Genomic DNA, 21115 nt, shown 5'->3' on the forward strand with positions numbered 1-21115 from the left:
GCGGCCGGGATACGGCAGGATTGGGGGTATGAGCCCAGCGGACTTCACTCGACCCGGATCGCTCTACGGCGCCGTCGATCTCGGCGCCCGCAAGCAGGCCCTTGAGGCACAGGCGCGGCGGGAGAGCGCCGCGCAGGAAACCGGCGGTGTTCCGGCGCCGGTCGTCGACGTCACCGACGCGAACTTCGCGACCGACGTCGTCGAACGCTCCATGAACAGCCTCGTGCTGCTGGAGCTCACCGTCTCCCGCGCCGAGCAGGCCAAGCAGTACAGCCTGCTGCTGGAGAAACTGGCCGCGGAGAACGCCGGCCGGTGGGTCCTCGCGCGGGTCGACGTCGAGCTCAGCCCGCAGATCGCGCAGGCGCTCCGGGTGCAGAACGTGCCCGCCGTGTACGCCATCTTCCAGGGCCAGCCGGTGGCGGTCGCCCCCGGCATCGCCACCGAGACGCAGCTGCGTGACTGGCTCTCCCAGCTCATGGAGGCCCTGGCGCAGTACCTGCCGCCGCCCGGCGAGGGCGGTCAGGCGGCGCCGCAGGAGCCCCCGGCCGAGCCCGAGATCGTGGCCGCCGAGCAGGCGATCGACGCCGGTGACCTCGACGCCGCGGTGGCCGCGTACGAGCGGCTGCTGGCCCGCTCGCCGAACAACCAGGACGCCAAGCTGGGCCTGGCCGGGCTCGGCCTGATCCGGCGCACCCAGGACGTCGACCCCGCCGACGTGCAGCGCCGCCTGGGCGACCCGGCGGACCTCGATGCCCAGCTCCTGGCCGCCGACTTCGAGATGCTCTCCGGCGAGGTCGACGAGGCGTTCGACCGCCTCATCGGCGTGGTGCGCCGCACCTCGGGCGCCGACCGTGACAAGGCCCGGCTCCACCTGCTCGGCCTGTTCGACACCCTCCCCGGCGACGACCCGTCCCTTGCCAAGGCCCGCAGGAACCTGGCCAGTGCCCTGTTCTGAGCCGCTCCGGGCTTCGGCTCCGCTCCGGGCCCGCAGGGTTACCGGGCGTCTCCGGCACCGGGAGTCCCGTCCCGGACGCGCGGTCCGGGGCGGTCCTCCGCGGCGGGTCCTCCCGCCGCGGGTCTCCCGGTCCGTGCGGAGACCCTCGGGTGGCTCGCCGTAGACGGATTGTGACCGCATCGGCGGCTCCGAGTCAGCTGTCCGGGCGCGTGCACCCGTCCGGTGATGGCACGATGGAAGGCATCCCACCCAAAGTCAGTCGCAAAGGAGCGGGTTGACTGTGGCCACCGTGCCGAGTGTTTCGTACTCCATCACCGTGCGCCTTGAGGTGCCGGCCGGCGGCAAGGCCGTCAGTCAGCTCACCCATGCCGTAGAGTCCGCCGGAGGCGTGGTCACCGCGCTCGACGTGACCACGGCCGGGCACGAGACGCTGCGCATCGACGTCACCTGCGCCACGCGTGACACCGACCACGCCCAGGCCATCGTGGACAAGCTCGAAGCCGTCGAGGGCGTCGTCATCCACAAGGTCTCCGACCGGACCTTCCTCATGCACCTCGGCGGCAAGATCGAGATGAAGTCGAAGGTGCCGCTGCGCAACCGCGACGAGCTCTCGATGGCCTACACGCCCGGCGTCGCCCGGGTCTCCATGGCCATCGCCCGCAATCCCGAGGACGCCCGCCGGCTGACCATCAAGCGCAACACCGTCGCCGTCGTCACCGACGGCTCGGCGGTGCTCGGCCTGGGCAACATCGGCCCGGCCGCCGCGCTTCCCGTGATGGAGGGCAAGGCCGCGCTGTTCAAGCGGTTCGCCGACATCGACGCCTGGCCGATCTGCCTCGACACCCAGGACGTCGACGAGATCGTGCGGACCGTCCAGATCATCGCTCCCGGCTTCGGCGGCATCAACCTGGAGGACATCTCGGCGCCGCGCTGCTTCGAGGTGGAGCGGCGGCTGCGCGACCTGCTCGACATCCCGGTCTTCCACGACGACCAGCACGGCACCGCGATCTGCGTGCTGGCCGCCCTCACCAACGCGCTGCGCGTGGTCGGCAAGGAGATCGGCGAGGTCCGGATCGCGCTCGCCGGCGCCGGCGCGGCCGGTACGGCGGTGCTGCGCCTGCTGCTCGCGGCCGGTGCCCGCAACGTGATCGTCTGCGACTACCTGGGCGCGGTGCACCGGGGCCGTCAGGACCTGGACGACTCGCTCCGGTGGATCGCCGAGCACACCAACGCCGACGGCTACGCGGGCGACCTGCGCGGCGCCGTCAAGGGCGCCGACGTGTTCATCGGGGTCTCCGCGCCGGGCATCCTCAACGGCGACGACATCGCCACCATGGCCAAGGACGCCGTGGTCTTCGCCCTGGCCAACCCCGAGCCCGAGGTCTCGCCCGACGCCGCCCGCGAGCACGCCGCCGTGGTCGCCACCGGCCGCTCGGACTACCCGAATCAGATCAACAACGTCCTGGCCTTCCCCGGTGTCTTCCGCGGCCTTCTCGACGCGCAGGCCAGCGTGGTCAGCCAGGAGATGCTGCTGGCCGCCGCCCGCGCGCTGGCCGCCGTGGTCACCGACGAGGAGCTCGGCCCCAACTACATTATCCCCAGCGTGTTCCACGCGGACGTGTCGACCGCCGTCGCGGCCGCGGTGCGCGAGTCGGCCGGCGGCCGCGCGCGCACGGGCATGACCGAGGCCTGACGGAGCCGGGGCGGGCGTGTCCCCGTCCGCCCCGCCGCCCCGGGCCGTCCCGTCCGCCCTCGCCGCTCCGTCGCTCATGGTGATGGCGCGCGCCCTCTCCGTGACGCAATGTGAAGCCGGGCATCGGAACAGGGGGTGGAGGAGCGCGACGGGGGGTTCACCCCTCATGATGGATGTATGGCGGAGGCGATCTACGTCGGCGGGCTCCTGGTGGCGACGCCCCAACTGGACGACCCCAACTTCCGGCGCAGCGTGGTCCTGGTTCTGGAGCACGACGTCGACGGGGGCACCCTCGGTGTCGTGCTCAACCGGCCCAGCGACATCGCGGTGACGCAGGTGCTCCCCACCTGGGACACCATGGTCACCGGCCCGTCCGTCCTGTTTCAGGGCGGTCCTGTGCAGACCGACAGCGCGCTGGCGCTGGCCGCGGTCCCCAGTGGGCAGGAGCCGCTCGGCTGGCGGCGGCTGCACGCGGGCACCCCGGCGGTGTCCAGGCTCGGCACGGTCGACCTCGACGCCCCGCCGGAGATCCTCGCGGGGGAGATCGCCCAGATGCGGATCTTCGCCGGGTACGCCGGGTGGTCGGCCGGGCAACTGGAGAACGAGATCGGCGAGGGCGCCTGGTACGTCGTCGACGCGGAGCCCGGTGACACCTTCCACCACGAGCCGCAGTCGCTGTGGCGGGCGGTGCTCCGCCGCCAGCGGGGCGAGCTCGCCTACGTGGCGACCTGCCCCGACGACCCGTCGATGAACTAGCCGGTGGCCCGGCCCTCCCGGCCGGCGGGCGGACGCCGTCCGGGCGCGCGGCCCGCGGGAGGGGCGGCGTGCCCGAGGCCGACGGCGCCGTCCGTGGGGTGGGTGACGGCGGGCGGGTGCGGGCGGTCCCAGCCGGGTCGCAGGGAGCGCTCGGCCATGGCCAGGGCGGCCTCCAGGCGGGCCGCGACGGCGGTGATGTCGTCCGGGTCATCGGGTCCGCAGAACTCGAAGCCGACCCGGGCCACGGTGGTGAAGAGCGCGACCACGAAGTGAGGCAGCAGGTCGTCGGGGCTGGAGCCCTCGCGTCTGGCCAGCTCCGCGACCAGCCGCCGCTCGTTCTCCATCATCCGCCGCGCACTCCCGGCGAAGAGCGCCGGCGTGCCGTCGATGACCTTACGGGACTTGAGGAACCTGGCGGTGTCGGCTGGATCGCCCTGCTTCAGCATGGTGATCACCGCGCGTACGGCGTGTGCGAACGCGGTGAACGGCGGCTCGTCCGCGGGCCGGGCGGCCAGCTCGGCGACCATGATCTCCTGGTTGTCGACGGGCAGGGAGAGGGCCACGTCCTCCTTCGTGGCGAAGTATCGGAAGAACGTGCGGGGGGAGATCTCCACGGCCGCGGCGATCTGGTCGACGGTCGTCGCCTCGTAGCCCTGCCTGAGGAACAGGTCGAGAGCCGCGTCGATGAGCGCCAGCCGTGTCTTCTGCTTCTTCCGCTCACGTAGGCCGGGCTGACCCATGCTTGTCACCCCTTCGAAACGCATAGTTCACAGACTGCCATAAGTCACTATGTGCCTCATAAAAGGATTTGTCACTTGTCAGTGTCTGCCATAAATTACCCCAGGTTGACGCCTCAGATGGAGGCGTGACGAGAAATCACAAGGGGGCGCCTCCATGGCACAAGTCAAGATGGTGACCACATCACCGCCGTCCGGCGCGGGGACGTCGTCCAGGCAGGGGCACCCGTGGCTCACCCTGCTCGCTGTGTCGCTCGGTGTCATGATGGTGATGCTCGACGGCACCGTCGTCGCCATCGCCAACCCGGTGATCGGCACCGAGCTGAAGGCGTCCCTCGCCGACCTGCAGTGGGTGACCAGCGGCTATCTGCTCGCACTCGCCGTGTTCCTGATCACGGCGGGCAAGCTCGGCGACCTGTTCGGGCACAAGCGGATCTTCATGATCGGCATTGTGGGCTTCGCCGCCACGTCCCTGGCCATCGGTCTTTCCGACTCCATCACCATGCTGATCGCCTTCCGCGTGCTCCAGGGCCTCTTCGGCGCCCTGCTGCAGCCCGCGGCGCTCGCCCTGCTCCGTGCCGCCTTCCCGGCTGAGAAGCTCAACATGGCGATCGGCGTCTGGGGTGCGACGATCGGCCTGTCCAGCGCCGCCGGCCCCATCGTCGGCGGTCTCCTGGTGGAGAACGTGAACTGGCAGTCGGTCTTCTACATCAACGTCCCGGTCGGCGTGGTCGCGCTGCTCGTCGGCATGTTCGTCATCAAGGAGAGCCGGGCGGGCGCGCTGTCCAGGATCGACTGGCTCGGTGTCGTCCTGCTCTCCGGCGCCATGTTCTGCATGGTCTGGGCGATCATCAAGGCCCCCGACTACGGCTGGGGCGACGTCAAGACGATCGCCTTCCTCGCGGGCGCCGTGGTGCTCGGCGGCGTGTTCGTCTTCTGGCAGACCAGGACCGCCGAGCCGCTGATCCCGCTCAGCCTGTTCGGCAACGTCTCGGTCGGGGTCGGCACCCTGCTGATGGTGCTGATGGCCTTCTCGATGTTCGGCGCGATGTTCTTCCTCACGTTCTACTTCCAGGGCGTGCACGGCCTGTCGCCGCTCGACTCGGGCCTGCGGATGCTCCCGATGAGCGCGGGCATGATCGTCGCCTCGCCGCTCGCGGGCATGGCGATCAGCAAGCTCGGCCCGAAGGTCACGATCGCGACGGGCATGCTGATCACCGCGGTGGCCATGTTCCTGCTCTCCCGCCTGGACCTGGCGGCCGGTTACGTGGACAGCGCGATCCCGTTCGTGCTGCTCGCCTTCGGTCTCTCCCCGGTGATGGTCGGCGCCACCGAGGTCATCGTGGGCAACGCCCCCGAGGAGCTCAGCGGCGTCGCCGGCGGCGTGCAGCAGTCGGCCATGCAGGTCGGCGGGTCGATGGGCACGGCGGTGCTCGGTGCGATCGTCGCGGGCCGGGTGGCCGACGTGCTCCCCGGCCACTGGGCCGCGGCCAAGCTTCCCCCCCTCCCTCCGGAGCAGATGGAGCTGGTCGAGAAGGGCGCCGCCTTCGCCGAGGCCGGCGCGGCTCCCGGCACGCCCGAGCCGGTCGTGCGGGCCATCGAGAGCGCTGTGCACCTGTCCTTCCTGGACGGCATGCACCTGGGCTTCACCGTCAGCACCGGGGTGGCCGTGCTCGCGGCGCTGCTCGCGCTGTTCGTCAGGGCGGGCCGCAAGACCGAGGGCGCCCCGATCCACATGGGCTGACGCCCCCGTACGACAGGCTGCCGCGTTTCCCGTACGGCTCCCGCCGGTTCCGGCGGGAGCCGTACCCGTCGGTCGCGCGGCCGCTCGTCCGGTCGCGTACCGCCCGTTCCGGCGGTCGCGCGCTCCGTGCCGGCGGTCGCGTACCGCCTGTGCCGTGCCGGCGCCCGGACCGCGGTGGTGCGCGCATAAAATCGTCAGGGTGAGCACGAAGATTCTCCCTGAGAGCGACGTCCGGCCGAACCTGTCGCACGGCGATGGCGACCACGAGCGGTTCGCCCACTATGTCGAGAAGAACAAGATCATGGAGAGCGCGATCAGCGGCATTCCGGTCCGCGCGCTCTGCGGCAAGGTCTGGGTGCCGAACCGCGACCCGCAGAAGTTCCCGGTCTGCCCGGAGTGCCAGGAGATCTACTCGGGCCTGCCGAAGGGCGAAGACAACACCAACGAGTGAGTGTTGTTCATGGGTGATCGCCACCGATGAGGCTACGGTCGGGATGTCGCCGGGGGGCGACGATCGACCAGCGGCTGGGATCTGTCGGGGGAGTCCATGGTTCGGCGCGCGATCGCCGTCGTTTCGGCATGCCTGTTCACGGCGGGCACCGTTCCGCACCGCCCCGTCCCGGGGTCCGCTGTGGCCGATCCATCCCCGGCCGCGGCCGCTCCGTCCGGAGGGGCGCCTGATCCGTCCGGATGCGTGCGAGCCACCCGCGGTATGGCGCCCGGGCGCGGGTCCGAAGGGTTCCGGATCGCGCCGGCCACCGAGACGGCGCCCGGACGTGGATCCGAGCCGCACGCGCCGCCTCCGGGGCAGGCCGCCGAGATGCTCGCCGACCTCAGGCGCCGCCTGCCGTCGGCGCGTCTGCCCAGGCTTCCCGTCACCGTGCCCATGTGGGCGCACGTCCTCACGGACGGCCGTCTCGGGGCGTCCGACACCGCGGTGCGCAGCCAGGTCGCCATGCTCAACGCCGCCTACGGCGGGGAACTTGGCGGGGCCGACACCGGGATCAGGTTCCGGCTCGACGGCATCACCCGCACGGTCAACGCGGCGTGGTTCCGCGACCCGGTCACTTTCGAGCGGTCGATCAAGCGTGCCCGTAAGGGCGGCGCGGAGACGCTCAACCTCTATGTCGCCCAGTTGGGCGAGCTGGTACTCGGCTATTCCACCTATCCCTACCTGTACCGCAGCGACCCCAGGCTCGACGGTGTGGTCATCGACTGGCGCAGCCTGCCCGGCGGGTCACTGCGCAACTTCGACCGCGGGTTCACCGGGGTCCATGAGATCGGTCACTGGTTCGGGCTGCTGCACACCTTCGAACACGGCTGCGCCGCGCCCGGCGACGGCGTCGACGACACCGCGCCCGAGGGACAACCCACCCAGGGCTGCCCCGCCGGCAAGGACACCTGCGTGGGTGACGGGCCCGACCCGCTCCACAACTTCATGGACTACTCCGACGACCGCTGCATGTCGGAGTTCACACCGGGCCAGGCGTTGAGGATGCAGGAGATGTGGGCCGCTTACCGGGCGCCGGAGGCGGACACTACCCTTGACAGGTGACAGTACCGAAGACACTTGACGCTCCGTACCAACCACCCCGGATCTTCGGTCCCGAGTATCGAACAGCCACCCTCGGCATCCTGCTCGTCGTCACGCTGATCGCCTTCGAGGGCATGTCCGTGGGCACGGTCATGCCCGCGGTCTCCAAGGACCTCGACGCGCTCGACCTGTACGGCCTGAGCTTCTCGGCCTTCCTCATCGCCGGGTTGCTGGCCAACGTCGTCGCCGGGCTCTGGTCCGACCGGCGAGGCCACGCGGTGCCGTTCGTGCTCGGTGTCGGCCTGTTCGCGGCCGGCATGGCCATGGCCGGCGCCGCCGGTTCCAAGGAACTGTTCATCGTGGCCCGGGCCGTGCAGGGCCTGGGCGGCGGCGCGGTCATCGTGGCGATCTACGTGATGATCGCGCGGGTCTACGTCCCCGAGACCCGGCCCAGGGTGTTCGCCGCGGTCTCCTCGGCGTGGGTGCTGCCCGCCCTGGTCGGCCCCGGGCTCAGCGGCCTCATCGCCGAGACGGTCGGCTGGAGGTGGGTCTTCTACGGGATCGTGCCCCTGGTCGTGCCCGCCCTCGTCATGCTCCTGCCCGCGCTGCGCGGCGGCGAGGGACCGCTGCCCGAGCCCGCGCCCGGTCCCCGGTCCCGCCCGCTGGCGATGACCCTGGCCGCCGCCGCCACCGCGACCGGCGCCGGCACGCTGCTGTACGGCGTGGACCTGTTGCACGGCTCTCCGGTGCCCGGCGGGGTCGCCGTCGCCGCCGGACTGCTGGTGCTCGTCCTGGGGCTGCCGAGGCTGCTGCCTCCCCGGGCTCTCAGGTTCGGCCGTGGCCTGCCCACCACGGTCATGATGCGCGGGGTGCTCTCGTCGGCGTTCTTCGGGGTCAACGCGTTCATCCCGTTGTTCCTGACCGAGGTGCGCGGCTTCTCGGTCGGGGCGGCGGGGGTCGCGCTCACCATCGGCGCCCTGGGCTGGACGACCGGCTCCTACCTGCAGACCCGCTGGACCGGCGACCGCCCCCTGCTGGTGCGGATCGGCGCCGCGGCGGTCACCGCGGGCATCCTGCTGACGCTGCTGGCGATCGTGCCGGGCGTGACCGGCTGGATCACGGTGCCCGCCTGGGTCGTCGCCGGATTCGGCATGGGCGTCGGCACCACGAGCGTGAACGTCACCGCGATGCGCCAGTCGCCCGACGCCGAGCAGGGCGCCAACTCCGCCGCCCTGCAGGTCGTCGACACCCTCGGCAGCGCGCTCACGATCGGCATCGGCGGCGCGCTGGTCAACCTGATCGGCCACGACGACATCGCCACCGGCTACGTCACGATCGCCGTGCTGATGGCCGCGATCGGCGTTCTCGGGACGGCCGCGGCCGGGCGCATGCGAGAGGTTTCATGACTCATTGGTCACTCCTGTAACACTGATCGCCCATAGCCGGGCCACACCGGGCGATGCGTGGTAGGACGGTATGACCGTGACCACCGGGAGGAGGTGCCGTGCACGAACGACCTCGCCGTACGCGCCGGCCCTACTCTTCGGGGCCCGACGACCCGCGTCCGGCGGCGCCGCCGCCCGGCCGGTCCGAGCGCGAGACCGACCGTTCCCGCCTGACCTGGCCTCCGCAGATCCCCGAGCCGGGTGACGACCTCCCGCCCTCGGCCCGCTGGTACGGCACGCCCATCCCGCCTCCGCCCCGTAAGACCGGTCGCCTGCGCCGCCTGGCCCGTGTGCTGCTCGTCCTGGCGGCCTGCGCCGGGATCGTCGCCGGGATGGTCGCGGTGATACGGGCGCTGCCCGAGCCTCCGCCGCCGACCCGCGCGAGCGACCCGGTCGCGGGGGTGAGTCACCCGCTGCCTGCGGGCTGGACCGCCGGCACCGTGCCGCCGGTCACGGCGTTCACCTCGTCGGCGGGTGACGGCGGGACGGTGACCGTCATGATCAGGCCGGCGGAACCGGCCACCGACGCGCGCGCGGCCGCCGTCGAGCTGAGCGACCTGTACGCGCGGCTGCTGCTTCACGGCGACGAGGTGGAGGTCGTGGACGACCGGTCGATCGCCGTCGGCGGGCGCGCCGGGCACAGCCGCTCGGTGCGGGCCGAGTACGTGGACGTGGTGAACCGGCCCGCCTACCTCCGGGTGGTCTTCCTCGCCGGGACCGGTGCGCGCCCGGTCGTGGTGGTCGCCGTCGCGCAACCGGACGATCCCACGGTCCGGGCCGAGATCGAGACTGTGATCCAAGGACTGCGCTGACCGTTCCCGGCCCGGCGGGCGTCGCCCGCCGCCCGCCTGCCCACCGGGGCATCCCGTACATTTCCCCCGCCGCCGGGCGGTGCCCGGCCCCCCTAGCACGTGGGGGCGACCTTGGCGAGGATCTCGGCAGATCGGCACGTCTTGTCGTTGATGCCGATTACTCTGGTGACACTGTGAGCACTTCCGCCGCATCCCACCTCTCGCCCTCCTACCCGGACCGTGCCGCCTGGGGCACCGCGCCGAAGCTTCGCGCGTGGCAGCAGGAGGCCTTTGACCTGTACTGCAGGCGTGAGCCGCGCGACTTCCTCGCGGTCGCCACGCCGGGTGCGGGCAAGACGACCTTCGCGCTCCGCATCGCCAGCGAGCTGCTCTCCCGGGGAATCGTCCGGGCTGTGACGATCGTCACACCGACCGAGCACCTCAAGCGGCAGTGGGCGGACGCCGCGGGGAGGGTCGGCATCCCCATCGACCCGGAGTTCAAGAACAGCCAGGGGGTGACCTCCCGCGACTACACCGGGGTGGCCATCACCTACGCCCAGGTGTCGATGCACCCGGCACTACACCGCGCCCGCACCGAGGCACGCAAGACGCTCGTCATCTTCGACGAGATCCACCACGCCGGCGACGCCAAGTCGTGGGGTGACGGCGTGCGCGAGGCGTTCGAGCCGGCGGCCCGCCGCCTCTCCCTGACCGGCACCCCCTTCAGGTCCGACGTCAACCCGATCCCGTTCGTCACCTACGCGGAGGACGGTGAGGGGGTCCGGCGCAGCGTCTCCGACTACTCCTACGGCTACGGCCCGGCCCTCGCCGACGGTGTCGTCCGGCCCGTCATCTTCCTCGCGTACGCAGGGGAGATGCGCTGGCGCACCCGCGCGGGCGACGAACTGGCCGCGACCCTCGGCACCCCGCTCACCAAGGACCAGCTCGGTCAGGCGTGGAAGGCCGCGCTCGACCCGAAGGGCGACTGGATCCGGCAGGTGCTCCAGGCGGCCGACCGGCGGCTGACCGAGGTGCGCAAGGGCGTCCCCGACGCCGGCGGCCTGGTCATCGCCACCGACCACGAGACCGCCCGCGCCTACGCCCGTCACATCCGGAACATCACCGGTGAGGGGGCGACGGTCGTGCTCTCGGACGACCCCACGGCCTCCAAGAAGATCAAGGAGTTCTCCGCCTCGGAGCAGCGCTGGCTGGTCGCGGTCCGGATGGTCTCCGAGGGCGTCGACATCCCGCGCCTGGCCGTCGGCGTCTACGCCACCAGCACCTCCACTCCGCTCTTCTTCGCCCAGGCCGTCGGCCGCTTCGTCCGCGCCCGCAAGCGCGGCGAGACCGCCTCGGTCTTCCTGCCCTCGGTGCCGACCCTGATGGGGCTGGCGGGGGAGATGGAGGCCGAGCGCGACCACGTGCTCGACCGCAAGCCCCCGGAGGAGGGGCTCGACGACTTCCTGCTCGAAGACGCCCAGCGGAAGAAGGACAACCCCGACGTCCTGGGTGACGAGTTGCCGTTCGAGACCCTGGAGGCGATCGCCACCTTCGACCGGGTCCTGTTCGACGGCGGCGAGTTCGGCAGCGCCGCCGAGCCCGGCTCCCCCGAGGAGGAAGACTTCCTCGGCCTGCCCGGCCTGCTGGAGCCCGATCAGGTCCGCACCCTGCTGAGCAAGCGCCAGGCCGACCAGATGAAGGCCAGGCGGAACAAGCCGGAGGCGAAGGAGCCCGAGCTCGCCCCGCACGAGTTGATCGCCAATCTGCGCAGGGAGCTGAACGGGCTCGTCGGCGCGTGGAACCACCGCACCGGCCAGCCGCACGGCGTCATCCACGCCGAGCTCCGCCGGGCCTGTGGCGGCCCGGCCATCGCGCAGGCGTCCGTCGAGCAGATCCAGCAGCGGATCGACAAGATCCGCCACTGGGCCACCCAGCGGTCCCACTGACGCGGGTGCCCCGGGGTACCCGCGTCGTGTCCTCCGCGACGCAGGTCGCCCCGCGGCGGACCGGCGATTTCCGGGCGCCCCGCATCGTGTCTTCCGTACCGGGCCGGGCTCGCCGTCGTGGGTACCTTCCGCGCGGCCGGGCCCGCCGCCGAGGTGTGCCGGATGCCCGGCCGGGCGACGACCGGGTCAGCTCAGCGCGATCGGCCGGCCGGTGCGGCCGTCGACCGCCCTGAGGGCGCCCGCGCCGGGCAGCGGTGCCGTGAGGCGCACCTGCACGGAGGCCACCCCGCCCGTCACGCTCACCGGCCCGGTCACGACCCCGGAGCGGCGGTCCGCGGCCCCGGAGCGCTCCTGCGCCCCGCCCTCGCGCATCCACACCTTGATCGTGCGGTTGCGGTGGCGCAGGACGACGGTCGCGGTGTCGCACTCGTCGGCCCTGGCGGTCCAGAAGAGCGTCACGCCCCGCAGCGTCCCCTGGTGCCTTGCCAGCCGGAGCCGCTCGGGCGCGGGCAGCCTGGCCGGGCAGGAGGCGGCGTTTCCGCCGTGGCCGCCGCCCTGCGTCGCCTGCGTGGTTCGTGCCGCCTGGCCGCCATACGCCACCGCCGGAGTCCTTCCCGCGGCCATGGTCGGATTCGCGGTCGGATTCGCGGTCGGGCTCGCGCCCGGGTTCGCGGCGGCCGGAGGGGACGGGGGCGCGGCGATCGGAGCCGGGCGGGGAAGCTGGGCGCCGGCCCAGATCGTGGCCCCCTCCAACGCGACCAGCGCCAGCACGCTCGTCAACCGCACCATCGCCCCGCCCCGGAAGAGGTTCCACAGGCACAGCGGGGCCAGTACCAACCACGACACACCGAGCAAGAACATGTGAGGTCACCACCGGGAGTAAGAGGATTGCAGCTCTTCGTAATACTCCTGTCGCACGCTGTGGTGTGGAGGTTTAACCTTTCCTTTCCGCTCTGTGATCGTTCAAATGCGAAACGTATTCGCCGTTGGTAGCGTGTCCCTGCATTCACTCCGGCCCCCTCCAGCCGGTACCCCGGTACTTTCGTCGAAAGAGGAACCATGGTGGCGGAGATCATCCGTGCAGAGATCATGGAGTACGTGGCCCCGATGTTCGAGCAGATCATGGCGAGGATGGACACCCTCGCCACGAAGGAGGATCTCGACCAGGTCAGGGAGGACGTGGCGAAGTGCGCCACGAAGGAGGACTTCGCCGTGGTCCAGAGGGATGTCGACGGTGTGAAGGAGGAGCTCAAGGAGGTCCGGCGGACCGTTGACGTACTGACCTGTGACGTCGGCACGCTGAAGGAGGACTCCAGGGCCATGAAGGAGAACTACGTGGTCATGGACGGCAAGCTCGACCGGATCATCCTCTTGCTCGGGATGTCGCAGAACTGAGCCGGACCGGGCGGGCCGGTCAGGCCGGGCGCACGACCGGGGTGCCGGTGAGGCGCGCTCCGGCGGATGCGAGCTGGGTCAGGGCGGCCTCGGTGGTCGAGGGGGCCACGCCGGCCGTCAGGTCCAGCAGCACCTGGACGGACAGGCCGTTCGCCACCGCGTCCAGGGCGGTGGCCCGCACGCAGTGGTCGGTGGCGATGCCGACGACGTCGACCGTGTCCACACCGCGCGCGGCGAGCCAGTCGGCCAGGCTCGTGCCGTCGGGCGCGGCGCCCTCGAAGCCGCTGTAGGCGGCGGCGTGGGCACCCTTGCTGAAGATCTCCTCCACCTTGGCCGTGTCCAGGGCGGGATGGAAGCCGGCGCCGGGAGACCCGGCGACGCAGTGAGCGGGCCAGGAGTTCACGTAGTCGGGTCGGGTGGCGAAGTGGTCGCCGGGGTCCACATGGAAGTCACGGGTGGCCACGACATGGTCGTAGCCGTGCGAGGCGAGATGGCGGGAGATGGCGGCGGCGACCTCGGCGCCACCGCTCACCGCCAGGCTTCCCCCCTCGCAGAAGTCGTTCTGCACATCGACGACGATCAGCGCGGTTGCCATGTGGACTAGTCAAACACGGTCGGGAGGGCGGCGTCCCCCCGGGACAGCTGGTGGGCGGTGACCGGCAGTTCGGCGACGGCCGCGCGGTGCCGGTCACGGGCCGCCTGCAGGCTCTCCCGGCCCACGATCTCGCCGTCGCCGACCAGCGGAACCTGGAGCGGGCGGGCGTCCGCGGGCGGTTCCCCGGAGACGGTGACCAGCTCGGCGACCGCGGTGCCCGTGGCGTCGAGGCTGCGGAAGGCCTGCTTGAGCCCGCCCCTGCTGGGCTTGCCCACCGATCTCTTGGCCACCGGCCGCATGATCCCGTCTGCGTCCTCGCGGGCGACGAGCTTGTAGACCAGGGCGGCCGTGGGCACGCCCGAGCCGGTGACCAGCGAGGTGCCGACGCCGTAGCCGTCCACGGGCGCGGAGGCCAGCGCCGCGATGGCGTACTCGTCCAGGTCGCTGGTGACGATGATCCGTGTCTTGTGGGCGCCGAGGGCGTCGAGCTGCGCGCGGACCTCCCGGGCGACCTCGCAGAGGTCGCCGGAGTCGAGGCGGACGGCGCCGAGGGAGGGGCCGGCCAGCTCCACCGCGGTCCGCACCGCCCGCGCCACGTCGTAGGTGTCGACGAGCAGCGTGGTCCCGGCGCCGAGGGAGTCGATCTGCGCCTGGAACGCCTGCTCCTCGGAGTCGTGCAGCAGTGTGAAGGCGTGGGCCGCCGTCCCGGCGGTCGGCACGCCGTACACGCGCCCGGCCATGAGGTTGGAGGTGGAGGCGAACCCGCACAGGTAGGCGGCCCGCGCGGCGGCCACGGCCGCCTTCTCGTGGGTGCGCCGCGAGCCCATCTCGATGATCGGCCTGTTCCCCGCGGCGTGGACCATGCGGGAGGCGGCCGTGGCGATCGCGCAGTCGTGGTTGAGAATCGACAGGATCACGGTCTCCAGCAGCACAGCCTCGGCGAAGGTGCCCTCCACCGTCATGATCGGGGAGCCGGGGAAGTAGCACTCGCCCTCGGGGTAGCCGCGCACGTCCCCGCCGAACCGGTAGCCGGCGAGGAAGTCCAGCGTGGGCTCGTCGACCACCTCGTTGTCCCGCAGGAAGGCGAGTTCGTCGTCGCCGAAACGGAACGCCTCCAGGGCGTCGAGCACCCGGCCGGTGCCGGCGACGACCCCGTACCGCCGTCCGCCGGGCAACTGCCGCGCGAAGACTTCGAACACCGCTCGTCTGGAGGCCGCGCCGCTGCGCAGCGCCGCCTCCACCATCGTCAGCTCATAGTGATCGGTAAGCAACGCACTGCTCATGCTCATTCTCACGAGTCGAAGACTAAGCCCGAGGTAGGGCAGACTGGTGATTGTGGGTAGCACCGCTCCAGTGGAGGTTGAGCGTCCGGCCGGCGACGTACGGCCCGATCTGCCATGGTTGACCATCGTCTGGAATGACCCGGTCAACCTGATGTCGTACGTCACGTATGTCTTTCAGACCGTCTTCGGATACTCGCGGGAGAAGGCGGAGAAGCTGATGCTCGACGTGCACCACAAGGGCAAGGCCGTGGTCTCCAGCGGCACCCGCGAGGAGATGGAGCGCGACGTGCAGATCATGCACTCCTACGGTCTGTGGGCCACCGTCCAGCGGGATTCGTGAACGGGCGGGCGGGTTTCGGGCGGGGTCCGCGAGGAGCGGTGGGAGAGAGATGAGTTCGGGGTTCAAGCCGGGGCGCGACGGCGGTGTGATCACGAGTTTCGACGCCGCCGAGGTCTCGATCCTGCGCTCGCTGGTCGCGCAGATCCTGGGCCTGATCGAGCCCGGCCAGACCGGTGACGATCCTCTGGAGCGCGCGCTGGGCATCGGTCCCTCCGAGCCGTCCAGTGATCCGGTGCTGGCGCGGCTGTTTCCCTCGGCGTACGAGGACCACGAGCAGGCCGCGGAGTTCCGCCGCTACACCGAGGCGACGCTGCGCGAGGGCAAGCGGGCCGACGCGCAGGCCATGCTCGACAGCGCCGAGCCGGGCCGGGTGGAGCTCACCAGGGAGCAGGCGCAGGCGTGGATGCGCGCGCTGAACGATGTTCGGCTGGCGCTCGGCACCCGGCTGGAGGTGACCGAGGAGATCCACGACGAGATCGCCGACATGCCGGAGGACGATCCGCGCTATCCGGCGTACGTCACCTACGACTGGCTGACCTACCTCCAGGACACCCTGGTCCGGGCCCTTTGGTAACTTCCAGACATGCTCACGATCTCGCGGGAACTGGTTGACAAGATCATCGCGCATGCCCGGGCGGACCACCCGGACGAGGCCTGCGGGGTGATCGCCGGGCCGATCGGTTCCGACACTCCCGAGCGGTTCATCCCGATGGAGAACGCCGAGCGGTCGCCCACCTTCTACCGGTTCGACTCGATGGAGCAGTTGCGAGTCTGGCGGGAGATGGATGACCGCGACGAGGAACCGGTGGTCATCTACCACTCCCACACCGCCACCGAGGCCTACCCCTCGCGCACCGACATCAGTTACGCCTCCGAGCCGAACGCCCACTATCTGCTGGTCTCCACCCGTGAGGAGCTGGGGGACGAGGTGGAGCTCCGTTCGTACCGGATCGTCGAGGGCGTCGTGAGCGAGGAAGAGGTCACGGTCGTCTCGGCGTGACCGGTGTCGCGGTGGCCGATACGCCGGTGTCCGGCAGGCGATACGGCCGTGAGGGAGAAGGAACGCTTTGGGTAGACTGGCGAGCATGCTGACCGCCCATCCGAGCCATGAGGACGCCGTGCCGCCGCGTCCCGGTGCGCGGGTGCGGTACGCGGGTGTCGCGCCGGTCCAGAACTTCCTGTTCGCGCACACCCCCTCCGTCGTCGTCTACGACTGTCGCTGACCGGCTTTTCTGGAATCCTCCGGCGCCCGCCGGTGTTCTGATCCGGTGGGCTGCACTCCCATGACGACACCAAGGAGATTGACCCGCGATGGCCATCGAGGTTCGCATTCCGACCATCCTGCGCACCTACACCGACGGTGCCAAGGCCGTCGACGCCAGCGGCGCCACGCTTGAGGAGCTGATCGGCGACCTCGAGTCCCGACACCCCGGGCTGAAGGACCGCCTGATCGACAAGGGCGCGCTGCGCCGCTTCGTGAACGTCTACCTGAACGACGAGGACGTCCGCTTCCTGGGCGGGCTGGAGACCCCGGTCGCCGACGGCGACACGGTGACCGTCCTGCCCGCCGTGGCCGGCGGTTCCCGCTAGCCGCGCCGCGCCGCCCACCGCTCCGCCGGGCGGGTGGGCGGCGCACGCCGATGTCCTTGGTCTGCTCACACGAGGCGGAAGCCACACACCATGCGCTTTGACTCACTGATCGACTCGGTCGGCCGCACTCCTCTGGTGGGCCTGCCCCGGCTCTCCCCCTCGGAGGACGTGCGGATCTGGGCCAAGCTCGAAGACCGCAACCCGACAGGTTCGATCAAGGACCGGCCGGCGCTGTGGATGATCGAGCAGGCGGAGAAGGACGGGCTGCTCCAGCCCGGCTGCACCATCCTGGAGCCGACGAGCGGCAACACCGGCATCTCGCTGGCCATGTCCGCCAAGCTCAAGGGCTACAAGCTGATCTGCGTGATGCCGGAGAACACCTCCGAGGAGCGCCGCCAGCTGCTGCGCATGTGGGGGGCACAGATCATCTCCTCGCCCGCGGCGGGCGGCTCCAACGAGGCGGTCAGGGTCGCCAAGGGCCTGGCCGCGGAGAACCCCGACTGGGTGATGCTCTACCAGTACGGCAACCCGGCGAACTGGCGCTCCCACTACGAGTCGACGGGGCCGGAGATCCTGCAGGACCTGCCGACCGTCACCCACTTCGTGGCGGGCCTCGGCACCACGGGCACCCTGATGGGTGTCGGGCGGTTCCTGCGCGAGCACGTCCCCGACGTGAAGATCGTCGCCGCCGAGCCGCGCTACGGCGAGTTGGTCTACGGCCTGCGCAACGTGGACGAGGGCTTCATCCCCGAGCTGTACGACCCCGACGTCCTCACCACGCGCTTCTCCGTCTCCTCCGGCGACGCGCTCCGGCGTACGCGTGAGCTGCTGGCCGCCGAGGGCATCTTCGCCGGCGTCTCCACCGGTGCCGCCCTGCACGCCGCGCTCGGCATGGCGAGCAAGGCCGTCAAGGCGGGGGAGCGGGCCGACATCGTGTTCGTGGTGGCCGACGGCGGTTGGAAGTACCTGTCCACCGGCGCCTACGAGGGGACCCTCGACGAGGCCGAGGAGCGCCTCGAAGGCCAGCTCTGGGCCTGACGGGCCCGTCCGGGGCGACGGGCCGCGCTCGCGCGGGCCCGGCCGCACGGTCGTGCTTCCGGGCCCGGCCGGTGCCCGGGCGAGGGGTACGCGCCGGCGGGAAGCGTACGCGCCCCGGATGTCCGTGTGCCCGGACCGGCGAGGAGACGCCGCGTGCCGGATCGGCGGGGCGGAAGCGAAGGAGCAAGGGCGGGTGTCCCCGGTGGGACGCCCGCCCTTGTCGTTTCTTGTCCTGTCTTGCCGTGCTCTGCCTTTGTCGTCCCCTCCGCCCCGGAGGTGACCGGGGCGGAGGGGACGCCTGCCGTGCGGCGGCCCCGGTGGGGCCGCGCTAGTTGAACAGGACCCGGAAGGAGAACGAGGCGTCGCCACCGGACTGGGTGCCGCTGATGCCCACGGCGCGCAGCACCTGGAGGTTGGCCTTCTCGTCGCCCTGCAGGTCGCCGAGGTAGAGCTTCTCCACCTTGTCCAGGTCGACGTAGACCGCGTAGGTGGCCTCGTCGGCGTTGGGGATGGCGAGCTGGAAGCTCTCGCTGTCGGCGAGGGTGCCGTCCTTGGCGAGCTCGGCGGCGTAGTCCTGTGAGCCGGCCAGGATGAAGGTGCCGTCGCCGGAGACCTTGGCGAGCTGGGGAGTGACGGTGCCGGAGGCGGCGAGGAGCTTCTCGATCTTGCCGACGACCTCCTGGGCCTTGGCCGGGTCAGTGACGATCTTGGCGCCGAACTTCGGCTGGTTGCCGTCCAGGCCGTTGGAGTCCACGGCCAGGGTGATGTTCTCGCCGAGCAGGGTCACCAGGTCCGCGGGGAGGTTCAGCCCGTACTGCTGCCGGGCCTGGTCGACGAACTGCTGGGCCTCGGCGCCGCCGGAGGTCTGGCCGGCCGACTTCATGAGCTGCGTCCACTGCTTGCTGACGATCTCGCCGAGGCCGGAGATCGAGACCGCGCCCGCGGTGGAGGCCGGGAGCGTGCCGATCCGGGACGGCTCGGGGGCGCCCATGTCCTGCGCGCCGCGGCTGATACCGGCGAGCTCCACGTAGTTGCCGTCGAAGCGGAGCGCGCCCGCCACGCGGACGTTCTTGAGCTGCGCCAGGGCGGCCTGGTTCTGGGTGGTCAGGTCGGAGGCCGAGCCGGCGGCCGAGTCGGCGGCCAGGCTGGAGGCCAGGTCGGAAGCCAGGTCGGTGGCCAGCCCCGCGACCTTGCCGGCGTCGAACCAGAAGGAGAGCACGCCGGGCTCGCCGAGGGCGTTCAGGTCGTCGGAGAAGGTGGCGTTCTGGGCCAGCGGGGTGGCCTGGGTGGCCTGGTCTGCCTGCTCCTGGGTGGGGGTGAGCAGCGCGTAGTCGTCGCGGAAGGCGATGCCGTACTTCTCGCCGTCCATCAGCTTGGCGATGCCCGCCTTGGCCTTGTCCTGGTCGGTGACCTGGACGGCCACCACGAGGCCGGGCTCCTTGGCACCCTTGGCCGGGGCGAGGGCCGCCACGCCGATGCGGCTACCGAGCCACGGCGCGATGTCGTTGGCGTAGTTCACCTTGCCGAGGTCCTGGGTGTCCTTCTTGATCATGTCGAAGAACGCCTGGCGCGGGTCGTCGCCGGTGAAGGAGTCTCTGGTGACGGTGAACTTGCGGGCGATGGTGAACAGCGCCACCTTCTGGTTCGCCGCGGGGTCGAAGTCGAGACGCAGGTAGCCGATCGCGCTGCCGGGCAGCACGTCGTGCGGCTGCGTGCCGCCGCCGCTGAGCAGGTTGACCGCGAAGGCGCCGCCACCGCCGACGAGGGCCACGACCAGCGCGGCGATCACCGCGAGCAGCCACCCCTTGCCGCCCTTGCGCTTGGGCGGGGTGGCGGCCGGTCCGGCGTTCAGGAAGTCAGGGCCCTGCTGCCAGCTGGGCTGCTGGCCGTAACCCTGGGGCTGCCAGCCGGGCTGCTGTTGCGTGGTCTGCTGCCCGTAGGCCTGCTGACCGTACAGGGGCTGGTGACCGGCCGGCTGCCCGTAGCTCTGCTGCTGCCAGCTGGGCTGCTGCCCGTAGTTCTGCTGCGGGGGATAGGGCTGGCTCTGCTGCGGATAGGGCTGGCCCGGCTGGTGGCCGCCCTGGTTCTGCGGGGGATAGGGCTGGCCCGGCTGCGGATAGGACTGGGTGTGCGGCTGCGCGTTCGGCGGCGTGCCCTCGTTCCGACGGTAGGCGATCGTCCTGTCGGGCTGCTGACCCGGCGGGAAGGACTGGTCGGGGGGATTGCTGGCAGGCATGATCACTCACAAGGTGGACTTCTTGGATAAAGAGAAGTTAATGCACTTTGCTAGCAAGCCGCTTGCATTGAACTAACTGTGTGACCCGTGCATCTAAGCGCATCCGGTTCCACTCCGGGTGGGGGGCGGGGAGGCGCGGTCCGAACGGAGTCGGTACAGTTGTCCCTCCAGAACAAGGTTCGGGAGCGTGGATGACGAAGTTCGACGAGGCGACGCAGGCCATCCGGGTGGACGAGACCACCTACGACGTCTGCCTGGATCCCGGATATTCGATCGGCGGCCCCCTCAACGGCGGTTACCTGATGGCCGTGCTCCTGCGCGCCGTCGTGGACGCCTCCCCGCACGACCACCCGGTGACCACCAGTGCCCAGTTCCTGCGCGCGCCGCGGCCCGGCCCCGCCCAGGTGCGGCTCGAAAAGATCAAGACCGGCCGTACCGCCACGATGGCCCGCGCCACCCTCGTGCAGGAGGGCGTGTCCTTCATCGAGGCCCTGGTCACGACCGCGACCCTCGGCGACGTCACCCCCGACTGGACGGACGGCCCGTCGGCGGCCATGCCGCCGGTCGAGCGGTGCGTCAAACTGCCCGATCCCAAGCCCGAGTCGGGCATAACGCTCAACGCCCAGGTGGAGATGTTCTTCGACCCGCCCACCATCGGCTGGCTCGACGGCAGGCCCACCGGCCGGCCCGAGGCCCGCGCCTACTTCCGGCTGGCCGAGCCGCAGGACCCCGACCCGTACGTGCTGGCCCTCGCCGTCGACGCCCTCCCGCCGGTGGTCTTCTCCGCGGGCAAGCGCGGCTGGGCCCCCACGGTCGACCTCACCTGGCACCTGCGTGCCCTGCCCGCCCCCGGCCTGCTCACGCTGATCGCCGGCGGACGCCTGATCAGCGACGGCTGGTTCGACGAGGACGTCGAGGTCTGGGACTCGGCCGGTCGGCTGGTCGCCCAGTCGCGCCAGCTCGCCCGCGTCGGCCGCGGCTGAGAAAGTGTTGGGTAACCGGGTGATCACTCCTGGTTTAGGTCTTCGGCGAGACGT

Annotated in this window: 22 protein-coding genes; 17 read left to right on the top strand and 5 right to left on the bottom strand. The window is 71.0% G+C overall.

What is annotated here, in order from left to right; genetic code table 11:
• Positions 1–28 precede the first annotated feature (28 nt).
• The 3 genes from ABD841_RS24105 to ABD841_RS24115 all read left to right on the top strand — a co-directional run bounded on the left by ABD841_RS24105 (position 29) and on the right by ABD841_RS24115 (position 3404).
• Positions 29–955: a tetratricopeptide repeat protein gene (locus tag ABD841_RS24105; RefSeq protein ID WP_344976047.1), complete on the top strand. Its 927-nt coding sequence runs from the start codon at positions 29–31 to the stop codon at positions 953–955.
• Positions 956–1235: 280 nt separating this feature from the next.
• Positions 1236–2648, top strand: a complete 1413-nt coding sequence (locus ABD841_RS24110; RefSeq protein WP_344976108.1) for an NAD-dependent malic enzyme — start codon at positions 1236–1238, stop codon at positions 2646–2648.
• 177 nt (positions 2649–2825) lie between these two features.
• Positions 2826–3404, top strand: coding sequence for a YqgE/AlgH family protein (locus tag ABD841_RS24115; protein ID WP_184539149.1), 579 nt, complete (start codon positions 2826–2828; stop codon positions 3402–3404).
• Here ABD841_RS24115 and ABD841_RS24120 read toward each other — a convergent pair.
• Positions 3401–4144, bottom strand: a complete 744-nt coding sequence (locus tag ABD841_RS24120; RefSeq protein WP_344976052.1) for a TetR family transcriptional regulator — start codon at positions 4142–4144, stop codon at positions 3401–3403. The genes ABD841_RS24115 and ABD841_RS24120 overlap by 4 nt on opposite strands.
• Before the next feature lie 154 nt (positions 4145–4298).
• Between ABD841_RS24120 and ABD841_RS24125 the strand changes: the two genes are divergently transcribed.
• The 6 genes from ABD841_RS24125 (at position 4299) to ABD841_RS24150 (ending at position 11601) form a co-directional block, all read left to right on the top strand.
• Positions 4299–5885, top strand: a complete 1587-nt coding sequence (locus tag ABD841_RS24125; RefSeq protein WP_344976054.1) for an MFS transporter — start codon at positions 4299–4301, stop codon at positions 5883–5885.
• 199 nt (positions 5886–6084) lie between these two features.
• Positions 6085–6336 (top strand): DUF3039 domain-containing protein, encoded by a 252-nt coding sequence (locus ABD841_RS24130; RefSeq protein ID WP_344976057.1) that lies wholly within the window; start codon positions 6085–6087, stop codon positions 6334–6336.
• 369 nt (positions 6337–6705) lie between these two features.
• A complete protein-coding gene (locus ABD841_RS24135) occupies positions 6706–7440 on the top strand; it encodes a zinc metalloprotease (protein WP_344976060.1) in 735 nt (244 codons plus the stop codon).
• On the top strand, positions 7437–8825 hold the full coding sequence (locus ABD841_RS24140; protein WP_344976063.1) for an MFS transporter: 1389 nt from the start codon (positions 7437–7439) through the stop codon (positions 8823–8825). Before ABD841_RS24135 ends, ABD841_RS24140 begins: the two co-directional genes overlap by 4 nt.
• A gap of 98 nt (positions 8826–8923) precedes the next feature.
• Positions 8924–9676, top strand: coding sequence for a hypothetical protein (locus tag ABD841_RS24145; protein WP_344976065.1), 753 nt, complete (start codon positions 8924–8926; stop codon positions 9674–9676).
• Between the two features lie 173 nt (positions 9677–9849).
• The gene (locus ABD841_RS24150; RefSeq protein ID WP_344976068.1) at positions 9850–11601 is read left to right on the top strand and encodes a DEAD/DEAH box helicase; all 1752 of its coding nucleotides are present in this window, start codon (positions 9850–9852) and stop codon (positions 11599–11601) included.
• A 186-nt stretch (positions 11602–11787) separates the two neighbouring features.
• Here the strand turns inward: ABD841_RS24150 and ABD841_RS24155 are convergent, their stop codons facing one another.
• Positions 11788–12462, bottom strand: coding sequence for a hypothetical protein (locus ABD841_RS24155; protein ID WP_344976070.1), 675 nt, complete (start codon positions 12460–12462; stop codon positions 11788–11790).
• Between the two features lie 198 nt (positions 12463–12660).
• On the opposite strand from ABD841_RS24155, the gene ABD841_RS24160 reads away from it, so the two are divergent.
• The gene (locus ABD841_RS24160) at positions 12661–12996 is read left to right on the top strand and encodes a hypothetical protein (RefSeq protein ID WP_344976072.1); all 336 of its coding nucleotides are present in this window, start codon (positions 12661–12663) and stop codon (positions 12994–12996) included.
• A gap of 19 nt (positions 12997–13015) precedes the next feature.
• On the opposite strand, the gene ABD841_RS24165 is transcribed toward ABD841_RS24160, so the two are convergent.
• Both ABD841_RS24165 and ABD841_RS24170 read right to left on the bottom strand, forming a co-directional pair.
• Positions 13016–13591, bottom strand: a complete 576-nt coding sequence (locus tag ABD841_RS24165; protein WP_344976075.1) for a nicotinamidase — start codon at positions 13589–13591, stop codon at positions 13016–13018.
• Positions 13592–13596: 5 nt separating this feature from the next.
• Positions 13597–14880 (bottom strand): nicotinate phosphoribosyltransferase, encoded by a 1284-nt coding sequence (locus ABD841_RS24170; protein ID WP_344976078.1) that lies wholly within the window; start codon positions 14878–14880, stop codon positions 13597–13599.
• Between the two features lie 46 nt (positions 14881–14926).
• Between ABD841_RS24170 and clpS the strand changes: the two genes are divergently transcribed.
• From clpS to ABD841_RS24200, 6 genes are all read left to right on the top strand, one after another.
• The gene (clpS, locus tag ABD841_RS24175) at positions 14927–15214 is read left to right on the top strand and encodes an ATP-dependent Clp protease adapter ClpS (RefSeq protein ID WP_344976080.1); all 288 of its coding nucleotides are present in this window, start codon (positions 14927–14929) and stop codon (positions 15212–15214) included.
• Positions 15215–15263: 49 nt separating this feature from the next.
• Complete coding sequence (locus ABD841_RS24180) at positions 15264–15788, top strand: DUF2017 domain-containing protein (RefSeq protein ID WP_344976083.1); 525 nt, start codon at positions 15264–15266, stop codon at positions 15786–15788.
• Positions 15789–15797: 9 nt separating this feature from the next.
• Positions 15798–16214 (top strand): M67 family metallopeptidase, encoded by a 417-nt coding sequence (locus tag ABD841_RS24185; protein WP_344976086.1) that lies wholly within the window; start codon positions 15798–15800, stop codon positions 16212–16214.
• 85 nt (positions 16215–16299) lie between these two features.
• Positions 16300–16437 (top strand): hypothetical protein, encoded by a 138-nt coding sequence (locus tag ABD841_RS24190; RefSeq protein WP_344976088.1) that lies wholly within the window; start codon positions 16300–16302, stop codon positions 16435–16437.
• A gap of 88 nt (positions 16438–16525) precedes the next feature.
• Positions 16526–16804, top strand: a complete 279-nt coding sequence (locus tag ABD841_RS24195) for a MoaD/ThiS family protein (protein WP_344976090.1) — start codon at positions 16526–16528, stop codon at positions 16802–16804.
• A 90-nt stretch (positions 16805–16894) separates the two neighbouring features.
• Positions 16895–17842, top strand: a complete 948-nt coding sequence (locus tag ABD841_RS24200) for a PLP-dependent cysteine synthase family protein (protein WP_344976093.1) — start codon at positions 16895–16897, stop codon at positions 17840–17842.
• Positions 17843–18170: 328 nt separating this feature from the next.
• On the opposite strand, the gene ABD841_RS24205 is transcribed toward ABD841_RS24200, so the two are convergent.
• Complete coding sequence (locus ABD841_RS24205) at positions 18171–20078, bottom strand: DUF3352 domain-containing protein (RefSeq protein WP_344976096.1); 1908 nt, start codon at positions 20076–20078, stop codon at positions 18171–18173.
• Positions 20079–20269: 191 nt separating this feature from the next.
• Here ABD841_RS24205 and ABD841_RS24210 point away from each other — a divergent pair, with 191 nt between their 5' ends.
• The gene (locus ABD841_RS24210) at positions 20270–21061 is read left to right on the top strand and encodes a thioesterase family protein (RefSeq protein WP_344976099.1); all 792 of its coding nucleotides are present in this window, start codon (positions 20270–20272) and stop codon (positions 21059–21061) included.
• Positions 21062–21115 lie beyond the last annotated feature (54 nt).

This window comes from Streptosporangium fragile, assembly GCF_039534445.1.
Lineage (GTDB): Bacteria > Actinomycetota > Actinomycetes > Streptosporangiales > Streptosporangiaceae > Streptosporangium > Streptosporangium fragile.

Excerpts from the sequence above, each read along its gene's own strand:
- ABD841_RS24180 (WP_344976083.1), top strand. The coding sequence starts at position 15,264 with ATGAGTTCGGGGTTCAAGCCGGGGCGCGACGGCGGTGTGATCACGAGT.
- ABD841_RS24135 (WP_344976060.1), top strand. The coding sequence starts at position 6,706 with ATGCTCGCCGACCTCAGGCGCCGCCTGCCGTCGGCGCGTCTGCCCAGG.
- ABD841_RS24185 (WP_344976086.1), top strand. The coding sequence starts at position 15,798 with ATGCTCACGATCTCGCGGGAACTGGTTGACAAGATCATCGCGCATGCC.
- ABD841_RS24200 (WP_344976093.1), top strand. The coding sequence starts at position 16,895 with ATGCGCTTTGACTCACTGATCGACTCGGTCGGCCGCACTCCTCTGGTG.
- ABD841_RS24155 (WP_344976070.1), bottom strand. The coding sequence starts at position 12,462 with ATGTTCTTGCTCGGTGTGTCGTGGTTGGTACTGGCCCCGCTGTGCCTG.
- ABD841_RS24195 (WP_344976090.1), top strand. The coding sequence starts at position 16,526 with ATGGCCATCGAGGTTCGCATTCCGACCATCCTGCGCACCTACACCGAC.
- ABD841_RS24190 (WP_344976088.1), top strand. The coding sequence starts at position 16,300 with ATGCTGACCGCCCATCCGAGCCATGAGGACGCCGTGCCGCCGCGTCCC.
- ABD841_RS24115 (WP_184539149.1), top strand. The coding sequence starts at position 2,826 with ATGGCGGAGGCGATCTACGTCGGCGGGCTCCTGGTGGCGACGCCCCAA.
- ABD841_RS24120 (WP_344976052.1), bottom strand. The coding sequence starts at position 4,144 with ATGGGTCAGCCCGGCCTACGTGAGCGGAAGAAGCAGAAGACACGGCTG.
- ABD841_RS24105 (WP_344976047.1), top strand. The coding sequence starts at position 29 with ATGAGCCCAGCGGACTTCACTCGACCCGGATCGCTCTACGGCGCCGTC.
- ABD841_RS24125 (WP_344976054.1), top strand. The coding sequence starts at position 4,299 with ATGGCACAAGTCAAGATGGTGACCACATCACCGCCGTCCGGCGCGGGG.
- ABD841_RS24205 (WP_344976096.1), bottom strand. The coding sequence starts at position 20,078 with ATGCCTGCCAGCAATCCCCCCGACCAGTCCTTCCCGCCGGGTCAGCAG.
- ABD841_RS24160 (WP_344976072.1), top strand. The coding sequence starts at position 12,661 with ATGGTGGCGGAGATCATCCGTGCAGAGATCATGGAGTACGTGGCCCCG.
- ABD841_RS24165 (WP_344976075.1), bottom strand. The coding sequence starts at position 13,591 with ATGGCAACCGCGCTGATCGTCGTCGATGTGCAGAACGACTTCTGCGAG.
- ABD841_RS24170 (WP_344976078.1), bottom strand. The coding sequence starts at position 14,880 with ATGAGCATGAGCAGTGCGTTGCTTACCGATCACTATGAGCTGACGATG.
- ABD841_RS24210 (WP_344976099.1), top strand. The coding sequence starts at position 20,270 with ATGACGAAGTTCGACGAGGCGACGCAGGCCATCCGGGTGGACGAGACC.